Origin of the sequence: Frigoribacterium sp. CFBP9029 (assembly GCF_034045305.1) — a bacterium.
In the GTDB taxonomy this organism is placed as follows: Bacteria; Actinomycetota; Actinomycetes; order Actinomycetales; family Microbacteriaceae; genus Frigoribacterium.
Genome location: NZ_JAXCWB010000009.1, coordinates 30,382 through 50,195, shown reverse-complemented (window position 1 = coordinate 50,195; position 19,814 = coordinate 30,382). Strand labels below are relative to the sequence as shown.

Annotated in this window: 15 protein-coding genes; 4 read left to right on the top strand and 11 right to left on the bottom strand. The window is 72.4% G+C overall.

Going from position 1 to position 19,814, the window contains the following annotated elements; genetic code table 11:
- Nucleotides 1–123: 123 nt before the first annotated feature.
- The 4 genes from prfB to SOM11_RS12135 form a co-directional block, all read right to left on the bottom strand.
- Nucleotides 124–1,230: a peptide chain release factor 2 gene (gene prfB, locus SOM11_RS12150; protein ID WP_320478172.1), complete on the bottom strand. Its 1,107-nt coding sequence runs from the start codon at nucleotides 1,228–1,230 to the stop codon at nucleotides 124–126.
- A gap of 11 nt (nucleotides 1,231–1,241) precedes the next feature.
- Nucleotides 1,242–1,847, bottom strand: a complete 606-nt coding sequence (locus SOM11_RS12145; protein WP_320478171.1) for a hypothetical protein — start codon at nucleotides 1,845–1,847, stop codon at nucleotides 1,242–1,244.
- Between the two features lie 250 nt (nucleotides 1,848–2,097).
- Nucleotides 2,098–3,006 carry a hypothetical protein gene (locus tag SOM11_RS12140; protein WP_320478170.1) on the bottom strand — a complete coding sequence of 303 codons (909 nt, stop codon included), beginning with the start codon at nucleotides 3,004–3,006 and terminating at the stop codon, nucleotides 2,098–2,100.
- Between the two features lie 738 nt (nucleotides 3,007–3,744).
- Complete coding sequence (locus SOM11_RS12135; RefSeq protein ID WP_320478169.1) at nucleotides 3,745–4,911, bottom strand: cysteine desulfurase family protein; 1,167 nt, start codon at nucleotides 4,909–4,911, stop codon at nucleotides 3,745–3,747.
- Nucleotides 4,912–5,014: 103 nt separating this feature from the next.
- Between SOM11_RS12135 and glgX the strand changes: the two genes are divergently transcribed.
- Entirely contained in the window at nucleotides 5,015–7,042 is a 2,028-nt protein-coding gene (gene glgX / locus SOM11_RS12130; protein ID WP_320478168.1) for a glycogen debranching protein GlgX, read from the top strand.
- 10 nt (nucleotides 7,043–7,052) lie between these two features.
- Nucleotides 7,053–7,739, top strand: a complete 687-nt coding sequence (locus SOM11_RS12125; protein WP_320478167.1) for a DUF1294 domain-containing protein — start codon at nucleotides 7,053–7,055, stop codon at nucleotides 7,737–7,739.
- 371 nt (nucleotides 7,740–8,110) lie between these two features.
- On the opposite strand, the gene SOM11_RS12120 is transcribed toward SOM11_RS12125, so the two are convergent.
- From SOM11_RS12120 to SOM11_RS12100, 5 genes are read right to left on the bottom strand one after another with little or no spacing between them, the layout of a single operon-like run.
- A complete protein-coding gene (locus SOM11_RS12120) occupies nucleotides 8,111–8,770 on the bottom strand; it encodes a signal peptidase I (RefSeq protein WP_320478166.1) in 660 nt (219 codons plus the stop codon).
- Nucleotides 8,767–9,942, bottom strand: coding sequence for a hypothetical protein (locus tag SOM11_RS12115; protein ID WP_320478165.1), 1,176 nt, complete (start codon nucleotides 9,940–9,942; stop codon nucleotides 8,767–8,769). Before SOM11_RS12115 ends, SOM11_RS12120 begins: the two co-directional genes overlap by 4 nt.
- Nucleotides 9,933–10,868: a hypothetical protein gene (locus SOM11_RS12110; protein WP_320478164.1), complete on the bottom strand. Its 936-nt coding sequence runs from the start codon at nucleotides 10,866–10,868 to the stop codon at nucleotides 9,933–9,935. Before SOM11_RS12110 ends, SOM11_RS12115 begins: the two co-directional genes overlap by 10 nt.
- Nucleotides 10,865–11,470 carry a TasA family protein gene (locus tag SOM11_RS12105; protein ID WP_320478163.1) on the bottom strand — a complete coding sequence of 202 codons (606 nt, stop codon included), beginning with the start codon at nucleotides 11,468–11,470 and terminating at the stop codon, nucleotides 10,865–10,867. The genes SOM11_RS12110 and SOM11_RS12105 overlap by 4 nt, the downstream gene beginning before the upstream one ends.
- A gap of 41 nt (nucleotides 11,471–11,511) precedes the next feature.
- On the bottom strand, nucleotides 11,512–12,087 hold the full coding sequence (locus tag SOM11_RS12100) for an alternate-type signal peptide domain-containing protein (protein ID WP_320478162.1): 576 nt from the start codon (nucleotides 12,085–12,087) through the stop codon (nucleotides 11,512–11,514).
- A gap of 378 nt (nucleotides 12,088–12,465) precedes the next feature.
- Between SOM11_RS12100 and SOM11_RS12095 the strand changes: the two genes are divergently transcribed.
- Together SOM11_RS12095 and glgB are read left to right on the top strand one after the other, a co-directional pair.
- Complete coding sequence (locus tag SOM11_RS12095) at nucleotides 12,466–14,466, top strand: maltotransferase domain-containing protein (protein WP_192058282.1); 2,001 nt, start codon at nucleotides 12,466–12,468, stop codon at nucleotides 14,464–14,466.
- Nucleotides 14,467–14,570: 104 nt separating this feature from the next.
- On the top strand, nucleotides 14,571–16,766 hold the full coding sequence (glgB, locus tag SOM11_RS12090) for a 1,4-alpha-glucan branching protein GlgB (protein WP_320478226.1): 2,196 nt from the start codon (nucleotides 14,571–14,573) through the stop codon (nucleotides 16,764–16,766).
- Between the two features lie 151 nt (nucleotides 16,767–16,917).
- Here glgB and SOM11_RS12085 read toward each other — a convergent pair whose 3' ends face one another.
- The gene (locus SOM11_RS12085; protein WP_320478161.1) at nucleotides 16,918–17,913 is read right to left on the bottom strand and encodes a tetratricopeptide repeat protein; all 996 of its coding nucleotides are present in this window, start codon (nucleotides 17,911–17,913) and stop codon (nucleotides 16,918–16,920) included.
- The gene (locus SOM11_RS12080) at nucleotides 17,910–19,685 is read right to left on the bottom strand and encodes a hypothetical protein (RefSeq protein WP_192058288.1); all 1,776 of its coding nucleotides are present in this window, start codon (nucleotides 19,683–19,685) and stop codon (nucleotides 17,910–17,912) included. Before SOM11_RS12080 ends, SOM11_RS12085 begins: the two co-directional genes overlap by 4 nt.
- Nucleotides 19,686–19,814: the final 129 nt, after the last annotated feature.

Below are 19,814 nucleotides of genomic sequence, written 5' to 3'. Positions count from 1 at the left end.
CCCTAAGCGCCAGCCCCGGTGATCACCGCAGCGACGCGCACGCCTGGGGGCTATGAATCCCCTGGGATGCCGAGGAGGCGCGGTGCCGGTCGGCGGGCAGCGGCGGCGGCTCAGGAGCGTGCGTCAGGAGTCGTCGCGCTTGCGCCAGCGGATGCCCGCCGAGATGAAGCCGTCGAGGTCGCCGTCGAAGACGTTCGACGGGTTGTTGACCTCGTGCTCGCTGCGCAGGTCTTTGACCATCTGGTACGGCGCGAGCACGTAGCTGCGGATCTGGTCGCCCCAGCTGGCGGTGATGTTGCCGGCGAGCTCTTTCTTCCTCGCGTTCTCCGCCTCCTTCTGCAGGAGCAGGAGACGGGACTGCAGCACGCGCATGGCGGCGGCCCGGTTCTGGATCTGGCTCTTCTCGTTCTGCATCGACACGACGGTGCCCGTGGGGATGTGCGTCAGGCGGACGGCCGAGTCGGTCGTGTTGACGGACTGACCACCGGGCCCGGACGACCGGAAGACGTCGACGCGGATGTCGTTCTCGGGGATCTCGATCGACTCGGTCTCCTCCATCAGAGGGATGACCTCGACCGCGGCGAAGCTCGTCTGACGCTTGCCCGCGGCCCCGAACGGGCTCATGCGGACGAGCCGGTGCGTGCCCGCCTCGACGCTGAGGGTGCCGAAGGCGTAGGGCGCGTCGATCTCGAAGGTGGCGCTCTTGATGCCGGCCTCTTCGGCGTAGCTGGTGTCCATCACGGTCGCCGACATGCCGTGCTTCTCGGCGTAGCGGAGGTACATGCGCAGCAGCATCTCGGCGAAGTCGGCGGCGTCGACCCCGCCGGCGCCGGCGCGGATCGTGATGACGGCGGGCCGCGGGTCGTACTCGCCGTCGAGCAGGGTCTGCACCTCGAGGGTGTCCATCATCTTCTGCAGGGCCTTGAGCTCGACCTGCGCTTCGTCGGCGCTCTCTTGATCGTCGCCGTCGTTGGCCATCTCGACCAGCACCCCGAGGTCGTCGAGGCGCTGCTCGGTCGTCTCGAGCTTCTCGAGCTCGGCCTGCCGGTGGCTGAGCGCGCTCGTGACCTTCTGCGCGTTCTCCGTGTCGTCCCACAGGTCGGGGGCGGACGCCTTCTCGCTGAGCTCGGCGATCTCGGCCACCAGACGGTCTTGCCCGATCACCGCGCGGATGTCTTCGAACGTGGCCCGGAGGGCGGCAATCTGCTCAGAGAAATCCAGTGCGATCATGGTGACCGAGCTTACCGGGCGCGGCCGACACCCGCGTCTCGCAGGGCCAGGTCGGCCAGTCGCCTCACCGTGTCGGCGTCGCCGGCCCGCCAGGCGGCGACCGGGTCCGGGGTCATGGCCGCGAGTTCGCGCGCGTCGAGCGTCGACAGCGCCCGCAGGGCGAGCAGGTCGTCGCCGCCGGGGCTGCGCAGCAGGGCCGACACCGAGGAGGCGCGGCGCACGAACGCGATCCGTCGCCTCAGCCACGTCAGCAGGATCACCACGACGGGCAGACCCGCGACCAGGAGGCCGACCACGAGGGAGGCGGTGCCCACCGCCTCCTGCTGGTCCCGCCCTGCAGCCACCAGCGTCGACGCCGCGTCGCTCGCACCGATGAACGGGCGCCCCGCGGCCTCGCCCACGAGCGGCAGACCCGAGATGGACTCGGCCGCGTCGCCCATCGACTGCTGGAACCCCAGCCCCGCGTCTTCGACCCGACGCCCCAGCTCGGCGAACGTGCGGACGAACGCCGCCGCCGTGAGACCGGCCACGACCGCCGCGACCAGGAGCGCGAGCGCCACGACGTCGGAGGTGATCTGACGCGCACGGACCGCCGTCGACGCCGAATAGAGCTGCATCGCCCCAGTCTGCCCGCCCTGCGCGTGCGCGCGCTCTCGCGCGCCGCGCGCCGCGCGCCCCGCGCGCTCCGCGGCGAGCCACCCCCGCACCGAAGTGACCCGACCGGGCCATCCGACGCCCCGCGGGGGTCCCGACGGGTCACCTCGGTTCGCAGCAAGCGAGGTAGCCGCAATACGCGCCGCACCGCTCCGCTGCACCATCGAAGTGACCCAACCGGGCCATCCGACGCCCCGCAGGGGTTCCGACGGGTCACCTCGATTCGCAGCGAGCGAGGTATCGACGGATCCGGGCCGTGAGGACGGCCGCGGCCGCGCCGTACAGGTCGTCACGACTGACCAGCACGACGCGCCAGCCCTCGTCCTCGAAGCGCTCGCGGCGGGCCAGGTCGTAACGCCATGTCTCCAGATCGGTGCGATGGTGATCGCCCTGATACTCGAGTGCGAGCCGGCACCACCCGTAGCTGAGATCGGGCTTGCCGAGATACGACCCGTCCGCCGCGTACCGCTTGACGTTGACCTCGGGCTCGGGCAGCCCCGCCCGCACGATCAGCAGCCGGAGGTCCGTCTCCTGCGGCGAGTCGACCCCCGGCCGCACGAGCTCGAGCGCCTCCCTGAGCCGCCGGATGCCAGGGCGACCCCGCACCGACGCCGCCGCCTGCAGAGTCGTGACGGGGAGCTCACGCGCGAACGCGTGGTTCGACCACGACCCGGCCATCGCGTCTCCGAGACGGACCAGGTCGTCGAGGCCCATGTCGTTCGCCGCCTGCACGAGCGCTTCGACCGGGTCGGCCACCGGGAGACCGCCGATGTCGTGGAGCGTGGCGGGGACGAGGCGGTGGCCGACGACACCGGCCCGACGACGCTGGCGGGATCGAGTCGTGCCGATGTGCAGAGGCCCGGGCTCGGAGCGGCGGGGAGTCGGCAGCCCGGCGAGCGCGAGCGCCGTTTCGTGGGCGAAGTACTCGTCGAGGCGCAGCAGGGGTGCGAACTCGCGACACCGGCCGACCAGCCCCTCGGCCTGCGACGGCGACCGGACACCGTGGAAGGGCGAGCGGAGATCGTGGGCCCGGAGGCGGTGGGGCGCGACGCCGTGCGACAGCGCCGTCGCCGTCGAGAACGGGCCCCGGGCCAGTGGCGGAGGCAGAGGACGTGGGTGCATGGGGCCATGCTCGCTCCCGCCCCGCGGCGTCTCGGGGGGTGGGGCCCGGTGCTGTGGATGGCCCGAGCATCGCGCCCCCTGTGGAGGACGCGCGTCGGCTGCCCGCGCCGCCCCCGCCGCATCGAAGTGACGCGAAGCGGGCCCTCCGAGCCGCACAGGCCCCGCTTTGCGTCACCTCGATGAACGGGGCGCGGCGAAGCCGTACCGCTAACCCCGCACACCACGTCGAGGTGACCCGAAACGCGCCCTCCGCACCGCAGAAGGCCCGCTTCGCGTCACCTCGACGGAACCCGCGGCGATGCGGCACTGCGTGCACCCTCGCGCTACATCCATGTGACTCGAAACGCGCCCTACGCTTCGCGGAAGGCCCCCTTCGCGTCACCTCGATAAACGGGGCGCGGCGACGCCGCACCGTGCACCCCGCGCGCTACGTCCATGTGACTCGAAACGCGCCCTCCGCACCGCAGAAGGCCCCCTTCGCGTCACCTCGATGAACGGGGCGCGGCGACGCAGCACTGCGCGCACCCCGCGCGCTACGTCCATGTGACTCGAAACGCGCCTTCCGAGCCGCAGAAGGCCCGCTTCGCGTCACCTCGATGAAAACGGGGCGCGGCGACGCCGTACCGCGCACCCCGCACACCACGTCGAAGTGACGCGAAACGCGCCCTTCGAGCCGTGAGAGGCCCGCTTCGCGTCATTTCGATGGAGCAAGCGCGGAGCGCAGCGCAGCGCGCAGCGCTACCGTGCGCCGAGGGCGGGCGCGCGGTCGGCGTAGCCGGCACGTCCGGCCCGCGCGACCGCGTCCGGCAGCGCCGCGAGCAGAGCGTCGACGTCGGCAGCGGTCGACGTGTGCCCCACGGTCATGCGCAGGGCGCCGCGTGCCTCGTCGTCGCTCAACCCCATCGCCAGCAGCACGTGCGACGGCTCGGGGATCCCCGCCTGGCACGCCGACCCGGTCGACACGCTCACCCCCGCGGCGTCGAGCAGGAACAGCAGCGAGTCGCCCTCGCACCCCTCGAACGTGAAGTGCGCGTTGCCGGGCAGCCGGTCGACGGGATCGCCGCGCAGCACCGCCCCCGGCACCGCCGCACGCACCCCGTCGATCAGCCGGTCGCGCAGCGGCGCGTAGTCGACATGCGGCTGTTCGGCCGCGACGGCGAAGGCCACGGCCGCCGGGGCGTCCTGTGTGCCCGATCGCACCTGCCGCTGCTGCCCGCCGCCGTGGATCAGCGGGACGACCGTCGCCGCCCGCGACAGCACGAGCGCGCCGATGCCGATCGGGCCGCCGATCTTGTGGGCGCTGACGCTGAGTGCGGCGAGCCCCGACGCGCCGAAGTCGATCGGCACCTGCCCGTACGCGGCCACCGCGTCGGAGTGCACCGGCACCCCGTGCGCCCCGGCGAGCGCCACCACCTCGGACACCGGCTGCATCGTGCCGACCTCGTTGTTGGCCCAGAGCAGGCTGACGAGCGCCACGTCGTCGTGGGCGTCGAGCGCCTCGGCGAGCGCGTCGAGGCGCACCCGGCCGACGGCGTCGAGCGGGATCCACGTGACGACGGCGCCCTCGTAGCGCTCGAGCCATTCGACGGTGTCGACGGTCGCATGGTGCTCGCCGGCGGCGACGAGGAGGCGCGGGCGGGGTCGATCGGACTGCCGCGCCCACCAGAGGCCCTTGACGGCGAGGTTGACCGACTCGGTGCCGCCCGAGGTGAAGACGACCTCGATGGGTTCGCAGCCGAGGGTCGCCGCGACGCGCTCGCGGGCCTCTTCGAGCACGCGCTTGGCGTTCTGGCCCGCGCTGTGGATCGACGAGGGGTTGCCGACCGCGCTGAGAGCCTCGGTGTACGCCGCGATGGCGGCCGGGTGCATCGGCGTGGTGGCGGCGTGGTCGAGGTAGACGGTCATGTCGGTTCTTCGAGCATCGAGGGCGGGCGAGGGCCGGCGCGGGAGGGCGCAGGCAGGAGGCGCGGGTCGAGCCGGTGCCGACCCGTCATCTACTGTAAGTGCCGTGTCCGACATCGACCCCCTGCGCGACCTCGGCCTGACCCAGGGCCCCGAGGGGCCGACCCTCCGGGTGTGGTCCGCCTCGGCCACCCGCATCGACCTCGTGATCGACGACGCGCCGCACGACCGCGTCGTGCCGCTGACCCGAGGCGACGGTGACGTGTGGAGCGCGACCGACCCCTCTCTCACGCCCGGCCGCCGATACTGGCTCCACGCCGACGGCCCCTCGGGCGGCGGCCACGCCTTCGACCCGTCGCTCGAGCTGCTCGACCCGTACGCCCGCGGGCTCGGCCGCACGGGGCGCGGCGGCTGGCAGTCGGCCGTCGTCGACGAGTCGTTCGACTGGGGCGGCGTCGCCAAGCCGCGCACGCCCCTCGACCGGGTGGTCGTCTACGAGGCGCACGTGCGGGGGCTGACCCGCCTGGCGCCGTTCGTCCCCGAAGAGCTGCGCGGCAGCTACGCGGGGCTCGCCGCCGAGCCGACGATCGAGTACCTGAAGTCGATCGGCGTCACCGCCGTGCAGCTGCTCCCGGTGCACCAGCACGTCGACGAGCAGCGTCTCGTCGCCCAGGGCATCGAGAACTACTGGGGCTACAACACCCTGTCGTACTTCGCTCCCCACACGGCGTACGCGAGTCGCGACGCCCAGCTGGCCGGCGCCTCCGCCGTCCTCCGCGAGTTCAAGGGCATGGTGCGGCTGCTGCACGAGGCGGGCATCGAGGTCTACCTCGACGTCGTCTACAACCACACGGCCGAGGAGGGGGCGGACGACGGGCCGATCACGAGCCTCCGCGGGCTCGACGGGTCCGGTTATTACAGGCACGACGCCGACGGCCGACCCGTCGACGTCACCGGCTGCGGCAACTCGATCGACACGAGCACCCCGGCCGCGTCGCGTCTGGTGCTCGACTCGCTGCGCTACTGGGCGAACGAGGTGCAGATCGACGGCTTCCGCTTCGACCTGGCGGCGACCCTCGGCCGCGGCGCCGACCACGTCTTCGATCCCGAGCACCCCCTCCTCGCGGCGATCGTCTCCGACCCGGCGCTCGAGGGCGTGAAGATGATCGCCGAGCCGTGGGACGTCGGGATGGGCGGCTGGCAGACGGGCGCGTTCCCCCACGGCTGGATCGAGTGGAACGACCGGTTCCGCAACCGCACCCGCGAGTTCTGGCTGACCGACGTCGCGGCCGCGCGGGCGAACGGCCTGCCGCCGTCGGGTCTCGGCAGCTTCGCCTCGAAGCTCAGCGGCTCGAGCAACATCTTCGCCCACGAGCGGGGGCCGCTCGCCGGGGTCGGCTTCGTCACGGCGCACGACGGATTCACGCTGCTCGACCTCGTGTCGTACGACGCGAAGCACAACCTGACCAACGGAGAGGGGAACCGCGACGGCACCGACGACAACCGGTCGTTCAACCACGGCATCGAGGGCCACAGCGACAACCCGTGGATCTCGGACGCCCGCCGGCGTTCGATGCGGAACCTGCTCGCGACGCTCTTCGTCTCGGCGGGCATCCCGATGCTGACGGCGGGCGACGAGCGCGGGCGCACCCAGCACGGCAACAACAACGGCTACTGCATCGACAGCGAGCTGACCTGGGTCGACTGGTCGGACGAACCGTGGCAGGTGGCGCTCCGCGACGACGTCGCCGCGCTCGCCCGGCTGCGGGCCGAGAACCCCGCGCTGCGGCCCGTCCGGTTCGGCGTCGACGGAGCCTGCACCCTGAGCGCCACCCAGATGTCGTGGCATTCGGCCTCGGGCGCCGAGATGCAGCCCGGCGAGTGGAACGACGCGGCGGTGCGCACGCTCCAGTACCTGGCCACCTCGACCCCGGAGCACGAGGCGCCGAACAGCGTGCTCGTCATCGTGCACGGCGCCGAGACGATCATCGAGGTGACCCTGCCGACCGTCGACGGCGTCGAGGGCTACGAGCCCCTCTGGTCGAGCGACGACCGTCGACTGCCCGACGCCGGCCGACCGGGCGAGACGGTGTCGATCTCGGGCCCGACGGTCGTCGTGTACCGCGTCGGCTAGGGCGACGGCCGTGTCGGAACGTCGCATCGAGGGCACGCTGAGCAGCTGGAACGACGACCGCGGCTTCGGGTTCCTCACCCCGGACGCGGGCCGGGGCCGGGTCTTCGTCCACATCACGGCCTTCAGCGGCGGATCGGCGCGACCGCGCGTCGGCGAGCGGTACGCGTACACGGTCGACCGCCACGGCGACCGCGGGCCCGAGGCGGTGAGAGTTGCTCCCTCGGGCACGACCTGGTCGGCGCCGCGCGCCCGACCCGCGCGCCCCTCCTCGCGGGGTCGTCTCGCCGTCGCCGGGGCCGTCGTCGTCGCGCTCGCCCTGACCGTCGTCGCCCTGTCGCCGATCGCCAGCGTGTGGTCCACCGGGTCTCAGGCCGGGACAGCCGGCGTGTGGTCGCTCGATCCGCCCGTGCTGGCGGGTCGGCTCGCCGTCGTCGGGGCCGTCGCACTGCTGAACCTCGCGACCGCCGTCGCCTACGCCGTCGACAAACGGGCCGCCCGACTGGGGCTCCGACGGATCCCCGAGCGGAGCCTGCTGCTCTGCGGTCTGCTCGGCGGCTGGCCGGCCGCCGTCGTCGCACAGCAGCTGCTGCGGCACAAGACGGGCAAGCCCGCGTTCCGGCGCGTGTTCGCCGCGACCGTCGCCCTGAACCTCGTCGCCGTGGCGGCCGTCGCCGCAGCCTTCGCAGCGAGCGCCTGAGCCGGGTCGGGAGCACCGCACGCACGGGCACCGGCGGCGACCGGACCGGTTCGGGCCGGGTCCGGGCGCGCGCCGTCGCTCGTCGTGTTCGTCGTCGCACGCGACGGCCTCGGGTCCGGGCCGTCGTTGCATCCGGCGGGGTGTCAGCAGTGCGACACCGCCGATCGACGGGCGCCGGGCTCTCGGGGCGGATATCGCCCCGGGCGGGCAGGCCGCGTCGTCGTCCCCGACTGTAGCGGTCCCCCAAACGGCCGACAAGCGCGTCCGGTCGCGTACCCGCACCCCAATCCGGGGGTCACCCCGAGACAGCTCGGACGACCGGTGGCACGACCCCGACTCGACCATCGGACGACCATCGATCGACCGTCGGATCAGCTCTCGGATCGACCCTCGGAGGACCCTGCGGACCGCCCCTCGGACGCACCCTCGGACGCGTTGTCGGACCGGCCGGCCGACCGTCTCCCGCGACCCCGCCCGCGCCGCCGCTCCGCGCGATGCGCGACGAGACCCGAGGTGATCATGTACCCGGCGTAGCCGAAGAGGGCGACCGCCAGCAAGGGCACGATCCAGGCCCGCGCCTGACCGTTGACGGCCTGGTTCACGAAGCCGAGCCACGGGACGCTGTACCAGAGGGTGCCGCGCACCTGCACGGGCAGCACGGCCTTCTCGTCGGCGGCGGAGTTGTTGTCGCCCTTCGTCACGAACGACGTGGTGCCGTCCGACGCCGACACGATCTCGATCACCCGGTGGCTGATCACCTCGGGCCGACCGGACTCGATCTGATACGTCATGACATCGCCGACCCGCACATCCTCGGTGGCCGTCGGGCGGACGACGAGCAGCGTCCCCGGCGGGAGGCTCGGCTCCATCGAGCTGGTCAGCACGGTCAGAGGCGTCGAACCGGTCGCCTTGGGCACGATGACGAGCAGCACCGCGAGCGCGACGACCACCAGCAGCAGCCCCGCGCTGAGCCCGACGCCGATGCTGTGCAGCAGCCCCCGTTCCGCCGAGGAGGCGCGGCGCGCGGTCACAGACGCCTCCGGTCGGTCATGCGGGGCCCTCCGACGAGCAGGCTCGGCGCCTCGACGAGGTGCTCGCCCGAGTCGGCCCGGTCGCCGGCGTCGTCCGCGTCGCCGCGGTCGCGGCGACGCCGCCCGAGGGCGACGTACCCGCCGCCGAGCAGGGCCAGCACGCCCACGGCGATCGGCAGCCACTCCCCCGGCAGCGGGACGCTGACGAACGGGATCTCTCCCACGACGGCATCCGAGCCGTCGTCCGCCGTCGCACCGCCGTCGACGCCCTCTCCGCCGGAGGAGGCCTCGATCGAGACCGCCCCGGTCGCCGGTCTCACGGCACTCGTCACGGAGCCCGACGATGCGGATCCGGCTGACGTCGAGCCGCCGGTCGCAGCGAAGCGCGCCTCCTGGTCGTCCGCCCGGTCGCCTGCCGGCCCGGCGCCCGATCCGGTCTCCGAACCGCCGGTCGAGACGCACGGATCCAGCGTCTCGCCGCCCTGACCGGTGAGCGTGACGAGCACGGTGACTCCGACGGACTGCGCCGCCGATGCCTCGGATGCGTCCGCCGCGAGCCGCAGGGCCACGGTGATCGGCGCCTCCTCACCGGCCGGCAGCAGGGTCGAGGGCATGACCACCGAGCACGACGGGGAGTCGAGGGTGACGAGCGGCACGGCCTGCGCGACGGGCGCGGCATCGGCGACGGGCGCCTCCTCGACCAGCGGCAGCACGGACGGCGAGCCGTCGAGCGCGACGCCGTCCGGCTCCGCCTCGCCGCCGAACGTCTCGCCGCCGAGCGCATCGCCGTCGTCGAGCCCCGAGGCCCACGCCGTCACGGACACGTCCTGGGCGAACTCGGTCGTCGAGGAGGTGATCCCGACGATGCGGGCCCCGAGCATGGCCGGCTCCGAGGTCGTGTTCTTGACCCAGAAGGTGCCCGAGGTCGAGCCGCCGGGCACGAGCGGCAGGCCGTCGGCGAACAGCCCGGAGTCGAGACGGGCCTGCCAGAGCCGCCCGTCGTCGCTCACCATCAGCCGCGGCGCGGAGGCCGTGCTCGAGGCGGATGCCGCCCCGGTGGCGCGTGCCGCGGCGAGAGACGGCAGCGCGACGGCGCCGGCGACGGCGAGCGACACCAGCAGGGCCGCCCCGACCGTCGCCCTGCGGAGCGCGGGCCGCCCGATCACGGGCACTGGATGTTCCTCAGGCCGTTCGGGTCGTAACCGCCCACGACCACGCCGGTGGCCGCGATCGCCCCCGGCGCACCGTTCACGACGACGCGGATGTCGACGGTGATCGGCCCGTCGCCGTACGGGTCCTTCGGCAGCGTCTCGCGGGTGAAGCCGAACTCGGGGTAGTGCCCGGTCTCGGTCGCCGTGCCGACCCGGGTCGAGCCGACGAACGAGCCGTACGTCGTCTCGAGAGGGCGATCGGACGGGTCGAAGTGCAGGCGGGCGTAGTAGATGTCGGTGGTCGAGCAGGTCGCCGTCTTGCGGGGCGCGACCGTGTTGTTCTGCACGAAGCTCCGCTGCTGCGGGGAGGCGGTCCACGAACCGGTGGCGAGGGTCGCCCGCAGCACCGGGGTGACGCGACCGAGGGGCGAGGTCGTCGACGTGGACGAGCGGATGCACCAGGCGGCCGAGGCGCCGGCGGCGAGCGAGCCCGTCAGACGAGGAGGCGCGGACCAGGTCCCCGAGACCGACCCCGACCCGACCGCGGCGGACGCCGTGCACGAGGCGCCCGCGGTCGAGCCGCGGGGCACGGGCCAGGCGACGACGGAGACGGAGGCGGCGAGGTCGGCGGAGCTGCCCGAGGCGAGCGACCCCGTGGTCGAGTAGTCGGCGTCGACAGAGCCGGTGTTCGTGAGCGACCAGGTTCCCGTGATCGCCGGAACCGACGCCGTGTAGTCGCGCTGCAGCGAGGTCGGGTCGGTCGTGCTGAGAGCCACGGCGCCCGTCGCGGCTCTCGTGGAGACCGGCGCGCTCGTCGACCAGAGGGCGACGGCGGCGCCCCCGGCGGCGAGGGTCGAGCCGATGACGACGCCGGCCACGACGGCGAGCGCTAGACGCCGACCGGCGGCGACGGGCCGACGGCGGCGCTGAGCGCGACGGCCGGTCACGGAGCGACCTGCGTACCGGCCAGCACGAAGCCGACGGGAGCGCTCTTCGACTGGACGGTGGCGGGAGCGTCGGAGTCGAGGGTGAGGACGAGGCACCCCGTGAGGGACTGACCGGCGGGCAGCGTCGTCCAGGACGAGCCCGTGTCGAGGCTCGCCGCACGGGCCGAGGTGCCGGCCGTCGTGATCGTGCACGCGGTGCCGCTCCGCAGCACGGCGGCGGTGGCGCGCAGCTCGCCGACCACCGCGGCGTCGGTCGACGTCGGCGCGGTGCCCGTGAGACGCAGGGCGAGGGGGACGGTGCCCGTGTTCCTGGCGATGAAGGTGCCCGACACGGAGCGCCCGGGGCCGAGCTTCGCGACGTCGAGGGCCGACACGCTGGTCACCGCGACCCCGGCCGAGCCGGAGGTCACGACCGACGCCGACGTGGTGGCCGAGGTGCCGAAGAGGGCGTAGGTGCCGCCGGCGGTCGCGACGATCGCCAGCAGTCCGATGACGACGATCCCGGTCGCGGACCACAGCGGACGCACGAGACCACCGAGGCCGCGGGCGCCGCGGACGGGCTCGGCGCGGTGACGACGCTGCGTCGTCCCGTGTCGGCTCATCGCGCGGCTCCCGTCTCGGTGGTGGTCGTGATCGTCGGGGATCAGGCGATGGCGCGCTGCTTGAGCGTGAAGGTCAGCTTGCTCAGGTCGAGGGTGCCGTTCATGCTCGCGGCGCCGTCGGTGGCCTGCGGCAGCTCGACGACGAAGGTGACGACGGCGGTGGTGCTGCCGGCCGCGACGGGGCGGACGACGAAGCTGCCGGCGGTCGCGGTGTCGGCGGTGACGCCGGCGGGCAGGGTCGACGAGCCGGCGGCGCTCGAGACGCCCATGGTGGTCACGGCGACGTTCTTGAGCGAACCGGTGATGGAGGCGGCCGAGTAGGTGAGGTCGGCGACGAGGTCGTTGCCCGACGCGTCGATCTTCATGGTCTGCGTGAAGCGGAGCTTGTTGCCGGGGACGATCTTGAACTGCGACACGTCGGAGATCGCGGCGTTCCGGCCGTTCGTGATGTCCGTCCAGGTGCCCGTCCCGCTCGGCGTCAGCGCCAGCGTGCCCGAGGTGACGCTCGCCGCGGCGACCTCGGTGTTGGCGTTCCACAGCGCGAAGGTGCCCGCGCCGCCGAGGAGGAGGGCGATACCGGCGGCAGCGGCGATGGAGCCTTTGACGAGCTTGTTCATGACGATCCGATCAGCCCTCGGGAGGGCGCGACGAGCACCGCTGGCGGCGTCCGTCGGGAGGACGCGCCCAGCGGGGCGGGTGAGAGGGGGAACCGGTCGGTGACGACCGGAGTCTGTGTCGGCGGCGCCGGGCTCTCGGTGGGATGACCGGGCGGGCAGGCCGTGCTGACTCGTACGACACTAGCGGTCCCCCAAAGTGCGGACACGGCGATTTATGCATATGCACTGACCCAGAACGGGGGGCAAAACGAACGCGGCGGTCTGTCCCCACCGGTGCGGACATGATTCTGTACCCCGAAAGGTCCTCTTCAGGTGATCTCGGGGGACGCCGCCCATCACCAGGGCCGACCCCGCCTCAGACCGGGTAGCGTCGCTGGCGTGTCGACTGCATACGAGCCCAAGGTCGGACGGATCCCCGTCACGGCACTGACCCCGACCACCCCTGACCGGGTGTTCCCGACGAAGGCCTTCTCGGGCGAGGTGGTGCCGTTCGGCGCCACCGTGTTCCGCGAAGGCCACGATCTGATCGGTGCCGACCTCCTCCTGGTCGATCCGAACGGTGCGACGACGAGGCACCCGCTCACCGCGGGCATCCCCGGCACCGATCGCTGGACGACCGAGGTCCAGCTGGAGATCGAAGGCGACTGGACCTGGCAGGTCGAGGCCTACACCGACGACTGGGCCACCTGGCTGCACACGGCCGAGATCAAGATCCCCGCCGAGATCGACGTCGACGTCACCTTCGCGCTGGGCAGCGAGCTGCTGACCGCGGCGATCGACGACTACCCCGAGACGGTCCTCGTCCGCGACGCGGCCACGGCCCTCGGCAACCCCTCCCTCTCGGCCGGCGCGCGCCTCCGGGTCGCCACCGACCCGCGCCTGGCCGCCGTCTTCGCGAGCAAGCCGCTCGCCAGCCTCCGCACCCGCAGCGGCACCGAGACCCTGCGCGTCGAGCGGAGCCGGGCCGGGCTCGGCAGCTGGTACGAGTTCTTCCCCCGCAGCGAGGGCGCGAAGAAGCAGGAGGACGGCAGCTGGAAGAGCGGCACGTTCCGCACGGCGGCCCGCCGACTGCCCGCGATCAGCCGCATGGGCTTCGACGTCGTGTACATCCCGCCCGTGCACCCCATCGGCACCACGTTCCGCAAGGGGCCGAACAACACCCTGACGGCCGGGCCCGACGACCCGGGATCGCCCTACGCCATCGGCTCGCCCGACGGCGGGCACGACGCCATCCACCCCGAGCTCGGCACGGTCGCCGACTTCCGCTGGTTCGTCGAGGCCGCGAAGAACAGCGGCCTCGAGCTCGCCCTCGACCTCGCGCTGCAGTGCTCGCCCGACCACCCCTGGGTCGCCGAGCACCCCGAGTGGTTCACGACCCTGCCCGACGGCACGATCGCGTACGCCGAGAACCCGCCGAAGAAGTACCAGGACATCTACCCCCTGAACTTCGACAACGACTACGACGGTCTCAGTCGCGAGGTGCTCCGCATCGTGCGCTACTGGATCGACCTCGGCGTCACCATCTTCCGCGTCGACAACCCGCACACGAAGCCGGTCCGCTTCTGGGAGTGGCTGCTGCACGAGATCCGCGGCACGAACCCCGAGGTGGTGTTCCTGTCGGAGGCGTTCACCAAGCCCGCCATGATGCAGGCGCTCGCCCAGGTCGGATTCCACCAGTCGTACACGTACTTCACCTGGCGCAACGAGAAGTGGGAGCTCGAGGAGTACCTCACCGAGCTGTCGAAGGAGACGAGCGGCTGGCTCCGGCCCAACCTCTTCGTCAACACCCACGACATCCTCACCCCGTACCTGCAGTACGGCGGCCCGTCGGCGTACAAGATCCGTGCGGCGATCGCCGCGACGGCGTCGCCGACCTGGGGCGTCTACTCGGGCTACGAGCTGATCGAGGACGTCGCGCGCCCCGGCAGCGAAGAGAACATCGACAACGAGAAGTACGAGTTCAAGCCGCGTGACTGGGCCGCCGCCGAGGCGGCCGGCGCCTCGATCGCGCCGTACCTCACCCAGCTGAACCGCATCCGCGCATCGCACCCCGCGCTGCGTCAGCTGCGCAACCTCGAGGTCCACTCGAGCGACGACGACGCCGTGCTCGTCTACTCGAAGTACCTGTCACGCGCCCACACCCGCAGCGGTCGCGCCGACGCCGTGATCGTCGTCGCCAACGTCGACCCGCACTCGGCCCGCGAGACCACCGTGCACCTCGACGTGACGAAGTTCGGCCTGACCCCCGGCGGCACGTACACGGTCCGAGACCTGATCACCGGCCAGTCGTGGACGTGGGGCGACGACAACTACGTCCGCCTCGACGCCTTCGTCGAGCCCGTGCACGTCTTGACCGTCGACCTCAACCGCGCACCGTAGGAGCACCCGAGATGACCTCCCCCTTCACCCCCGCGCCCGCGGAGGACCCGACGCCCGCCGACGTCCCGGTCGACCTGACCGTCGAGCAGACACCCGCCGAGCAGATGTCCGCCGCGCAGGAGCCCGTCGAGCAGCCCACCGTGGCGCCGACCGCACCCGACCTCGACGACGCCGAGGTCGCGGCCGCCGCGGAGGGTCGTCACGGCCACCCGCACGCGCTGCTCGGCGAGCACACCCGCGACGGGGTGACCGTCGTTCGCGTAGTCCGACCGCTGGCCGCCACGGTCACGGTGACCGGCGCCTCCTCGGAGGTCGTGACCCTCGAGCACGTGGGCCACGGACTCTGGCAGGGCGTCGCCGACGCGCCGCTCGGCGGCTACGAGATCGAGGCGAGCTACGAAGGAGGCGCGCCCTGGGTCGCCGACGATCCGTACCGCTTCTCCCCCACGGTCTCCGAGCTCGACCTCTACCTGTTCGGCGAGGGCCGCCACGAGCAGCTCTGGAACGTGCTCGGCTCGCACGTCCGCGAGCACGACGGCGTCACCGGCACCTCGTTCGCCGTCTGGGCCCCGCACGCGCACGCCGTCCGTGTGATCGGCGAGCTCAACGGCTGGTACGGCGCGCTGCACGCTCTGCGTCGCCTCGACGGCAACGGCGTGTGGGAGATCTTCGTGCCCGGTGTGACCGAGGGCGCGTACAAGTACGAGATCCTCACGCCCGACGGCGTCTGGGTCGAACGCGCCGACCCGATGGCGCGCCGGTCGGAGGTCCCCCCGGCCACCGCCTCCCTCATCACCCGCTCGGAGCACACCTGGTCGGACGACGCGTGGCTCGAGAAGCGCGCCGCGAGCGACCAGCACGCCGGCCCGATGAGCGTCTACGAGATGCACGTCGGCTCGTGGCGCCCGGGGCTCGGCTACCGCGAGCTGGCCGACCCGCTGGTCGACTACGTCACGGCCCTCGGCTTCACGCACGTCGAGTTCATGCCGCTCGCGCAGCACCCGTTCGGCGGCTCGTGGGGCTACCAGGTGACCGGTTACTACGCGGCGCAGAGCACCTACGGCTCGCCCGACGACCTGCGCTACCTGATCGACCGCCTGCACCAGGCGGGCATCGGCGTGATCATGGACTGGGTGCCCGGGCACTTCCCGAAAGACGAATGGGCCCTGGGCAACTTCGACGGGCGCGCCGTCTACGAGCACTCCGACCCGCGTCGCGGCGAGCAGCCCGACTGGGGCACCCTCGTCTTCAACTTCGGCGACTCGCAGGTGCGCAACTTCCTGGTCGCGAACGCCCTGTACTGGCTCGAGGAGTTCCACATCGACGGACTGCGCGTCGACGCCGTCGCCTCGATGCTGTACCTCGACTACAGCCGCAACGACGGCGAGTGGCTGCCCAACGACCACGGCGGCCGCGAGGCCACCGAGGCGATCTCGTTCCTGCAGGAGGCGAACGCCACCGCGTACAAGCGCCACCCCGGCATCGTGATGATCGCGGAGGAGAGCACCAGCTGGCCCGGCGTCTCGCGTCCGACCAGCGAGGGCGGCCTCGGCTTCGGCCTGAAGTGGAACATGGGCTGGATGCACGACACCCTCGACTACGTCGAGAAGGACCCGATCCACCGCTCGTACCACCACGGCGAGATCACCTTCTCGTTCCACTACGCCTGGAGCGAGAACTTCATGCTGCCGATCTCGCACGACGAGGTCGTCTACGGCAAGGGCTCGCTCATCGAGAAGATGCCCGGCGACGACTGGCAGAAGCGCGCCAACCTGCGCGCCTACCTCGCCTACATGTGGGGCCACCCCGGCAAGCAGCTGCTCTTCATGGGCTCCGAGTACGGCCAGCCCACCGAATGGAGCCAGGAGGCCGGTCTCGACTGGTCGGTGCTCGACCGCCACGAGCACCAGCAGATCTTCGACCTCGTCTCGAAGCTGAACAGCGTGTACCGCGCCGAGAAGGCGCTCTGGGCGCACGACTTCGACACCGAGGGCTTCGAGTGGATCGACGGAGGCGCGGCGCAGCAGAGCGTCGTCGCCTTCATGCGGAAGTCCGGCGACGGCGAGAGCGTGGCCGTGCTCGCCAACTGGTCGGGTCAGCCCGTGCAGATGCGCTTCGGGTTCCCCGAGGCGGGCACCTGGCACGAGGTGCTCAACACCGACGCCGTCGAGTTCGGCGGCTCGGGGGTCGGCAACTACGGCTCGGTCGTCGCGACGGACAGTCCCTGGGCCGGGCGACCCGCCTCGGCGGACGTCCTGCTGCCGCCGCTCGGGGTGCTCTGGCTCAAGCGCCGCCCCTGAGTCCCGAGGCGGCGGGGTCGTGACGACCCGCGCCTCCTCGGAACCGCTCGCGACAGCGGAAGGCCCCCGTCCGGTTCTCGGACGGGGGCCTTCATCGTTCTCACGGCACCGGCGCCCTGGTCGGCGTCTGGGGTCGGCGTCTGGGGTCGGCTCAGTAGAGCAGCATCGTCAGGCGGCGGCGTGCGGCGACGACCCGGGGGTCGTCGGCCCCGATGATCTCGAAGTACTCGAGGAGGCGCGCGCGGGCCCGATCACGCCCCGCGGCGTCCTGCGTCGGGAACACCGTGAGAACCCGGTCGAACGCGTCGTCGACATGTCCGCCGCTCACGTCGAGATCGGCCACGGCGAGCTGCGCGTCGAGATCCGCCGGGTCGGCCGCAGCCGCCTCGCGGACCTCGGCCAGCGTGACCCCCTGCAGACGGGCGATCAGCGACACCTGTGCGAGACCGGCGACGGCCAGCTGGTCGCGGGGGTCCTGTGCGATGGCCGTCTTGTAGGCCGCGATCGCCGCGTCGTAGTCGCCGCGGTCGATGGCGTCGTAGGCGTCCTGGTGGTGCGGGGGCAGCGGCTCGGGCTCGGGCTCGGGCGCCTCGCCCTCCACGTCGGGGGCGCCGTCGACGACCGCCCGGCCGGTCACGCCGTTCTGAGCGGCGAGCTCGAGCACCTGCTCGAACGCGTCGCGCACCTGCGCCTCGGGGAGGGCCCCGACGAACAGCTGCACGGGTCGACCGCCGACCACCGCGGCGACCGCGGGGATGGACTGCGCCTGGAACGCCTGGGTCAGCTGGGGGTTCGCATCGACGTCGACCTTGGCGAGCACGAGACGACCGGCGTACTCGGTCACCAGCTTGTCGAGCACCGGCGAGAGCTGCTTGCACGGCCCGCACCACTCGGCCCAGAGGTCGACGATGACGGGCACCGTGTTGCTCAGCTCGAGGAACTGCGCGAAGGTCTCGTCGGTCGCGTCGATCACGAGCGACGGGACGCCCACGGTGGCAGCGGCCCCGCCGTCGGGGGCGCCGGCGCCGGGTGCTCCCCCGGTCGCGGGCGCCGGTCGGCCGGCACCGCCCGCGGACGGCCGCTCGACGAGCGACGACAGGTCGACGGCTCCGCGGAGACCGGCGGGCAGAGGGGGGACGTTGGTCATGGCAGCTCCTTAGCGCTGATGAGGGCCTGGCTGAATCCGAGGAGGACGATCTTCTGATCGCTGCCCACGGCGGGCACGGAGAAGAGCAGCTCGACGCCGTAGGTCGCCTCGATGCCCTTCGTCGTCTTCTCGATGCCGGTGAGGGTCTTGACCGCACCGGCCGGGTTGACCTCGGCCCCCTCGGCTGTGGGCTTGACGGTCTCGACCTCGTTCAGGGCGACGGACACGATGGCACCGGCGTCGTTCGTCGCGAACGCGACGGCCGGGTCGTCGTCGGGGTTCGAAGCGAAGTCGATCGACGCGGTCTCGGGCAGGGCCTCACGTTTGGCGTCTTTGTAGGGCTTGCCGATCTTCTCGCGCAGGGTGTCGCCCTCCGGCTCGAAGAGCGGCGCGTACTCGCTCTCGTCGCCGTTGGCGAGGATGTCGCCGTAGGCGGTGGCGAGCTGGTCCGGCTGCAGGGTCAGGAGCTTGACGTCGGGCGAGAGCCGGGCGGCGCCGATGCTGGCGGGCGCGACCGTGGGAGGCGTGGCCCCGGCCTCGAGGCTGGTCAGGTACTCGACCTGGTAGTTGGCCCGCGCCTCCTCTTGCACGAGGGTGAGCGCGATGGGCGCCACGGCCGTGTCGTCGGACTGGACGATGGCGAAGACGCTGCGGGGCCAGGTGTCGGCCTGCTGGGGCAGGGTCAGGGTGACGTCGCCCTCGGGGATGGCGATGGGCTCGGCGGCGGCCGCGTCTTTGTCGCGCAGGGCGTAGTTGGCCTCGCGCTGGGCCAGGGCCGGCCCGGTGAAGCGGGTGGCGGCGAGCTCGGCGTCGAGGGTCCCGTCGGCCTGCGAGGCCACGGCGGAGATGCGCTGGACGATGCGCTCGGCCTGCGCCACGCTGACGACCGGGGGCTGCAGGTCGTCCTGCTCGTCGTCGGACGCGGCGCCGGTGCTCGTCGGGGTGGGCGTCGCGGACGGACCCGACCCGGTGCCCCCGACGGCGCTCGGCCAGTAGTCGGGGGTGCAGCCGGAGAGCGCCAACGCCCCCACCAGCACGACCGGCACGATCGCCACGGAACGACGGATCGCTCGACGGTCGCCCGCGCCGCCGTCGCCGATGCTCGACGGTTCGCGCCGCGTCCGACGGGTCGGACGGAGGGGCTTGCCCTGACCGGAGCGCCGGCGCGGACCGCGGTTGCGGCGGTGGTGGGCGATCGCCCAGATGTAGAGCAGCACGCCGATCAGCAGCACGAGGAGACCACCGGCGATCAGCGGACCGGCCATGGGCGTCGCCGTCGAGAGCGGCCAGGTCACCCGGATCGTGTCGGGTGCCGGCGCGGCGCCGTCGGACACGACGACGAGGGAGACGTCGTCGGGGGCGTCGAGGGAGAAGGTCGGGTCGGCCCCGGCGTACTCGGCGTTCCAGAGGTCGGAGTCGGCGGGGCTCGGGACGTCGGCGGTGTCGCCGTCGACCACCGTGCTGACGAGTTCGCCGCTCGTCTCGTCGAACGACACCTCGTTGTAGGCCGAGTCGCCGACCCAGCCGAGGACGTCGGAGGTGCGGCCCGTGGCGGCGAAGGCCGTGTCGGCACCCGAGATGCTCACCGTCTGGCGGCCGTCGTGACCGTGCAGCGCCTCGGAGGGCACGACGGTGATGCGGGCCTCGGAGTCGGACGTCGAGACCGTCGACGAGACGCTGGGAGGTGGCGCGAAGACGGTCCGCTGAGCGAAGCCCAGGGCCACCATGAGCGCCGCCAGGACGACGACGAACACTGCGACGATGAAACGCACGTTTCTCTCCCTCCGTGCCACCATCCCGGTCGGGTCGCGACGAACCGCTCGGGACGGCCACGCCGGCGCGGGCCTGGCCGGATGGCCGGGCGCGGCAGCAGATTTTAAGACGGCTCAGCGTATCCGAAA

Coding starts and splice junctions, on each gene's coding strand:
- prfB (WP_320478172.1), bottom strand. CDS start 1,230: ATGATCGCACTGGATTTCTCTGAGCAGATTGCCGCCCTCCGGGCCACG.
- SOM11_RS12145 (WP_320478171.1), bottom strand. CDS start 1,847: ATGCAGCTCTATTCGGCGTCGACGGCGGTCCGTGCGCGTCAGATCACC.
- SOM11_RS12140 (WP_320478170.1), bottom strand. CDS start 3,006: ATGCACCCACGTCCTCTGCCTCCGCCACTGGCCCGGGGCCCGTTCTCG.
- SOM11_RS12135 (WP_320478169.1), bottom strand. CDS start 4,911: ATGACCGTCTACCTCGACCACGCCGCCACCACGCCGATGCACCCGGCC.
- SOM11_RS12105 (WP_320478163.1), bottom strand. CDS start 11,470: ATGAGCCGACACGGGACGACGCAGCGTCGTCACCGCGCCGAGCCCGTC.
- SOM11_RS12100 (WP_320478162.1), bottom strand. CDS start 12,087: ATGAACAAGCTCGTCAAAGGCTCCATCGCCGCTGCCGCCGGTATCGCC.
- glgB (WP_320478226.1), top strand. CDS start 14,571: ATGTCCGCCGCGCAGGAGCCCGTCGAGCAGCCCACCGTGGCGCCGACC.
- SOM11_RS12085 (WP_320478161.1), bottom strand. CDS start 17,913: ATGACCAACGTCCCCCCTCTGCCCGCCGGTCTCCGCGGAGCCGTCGAC.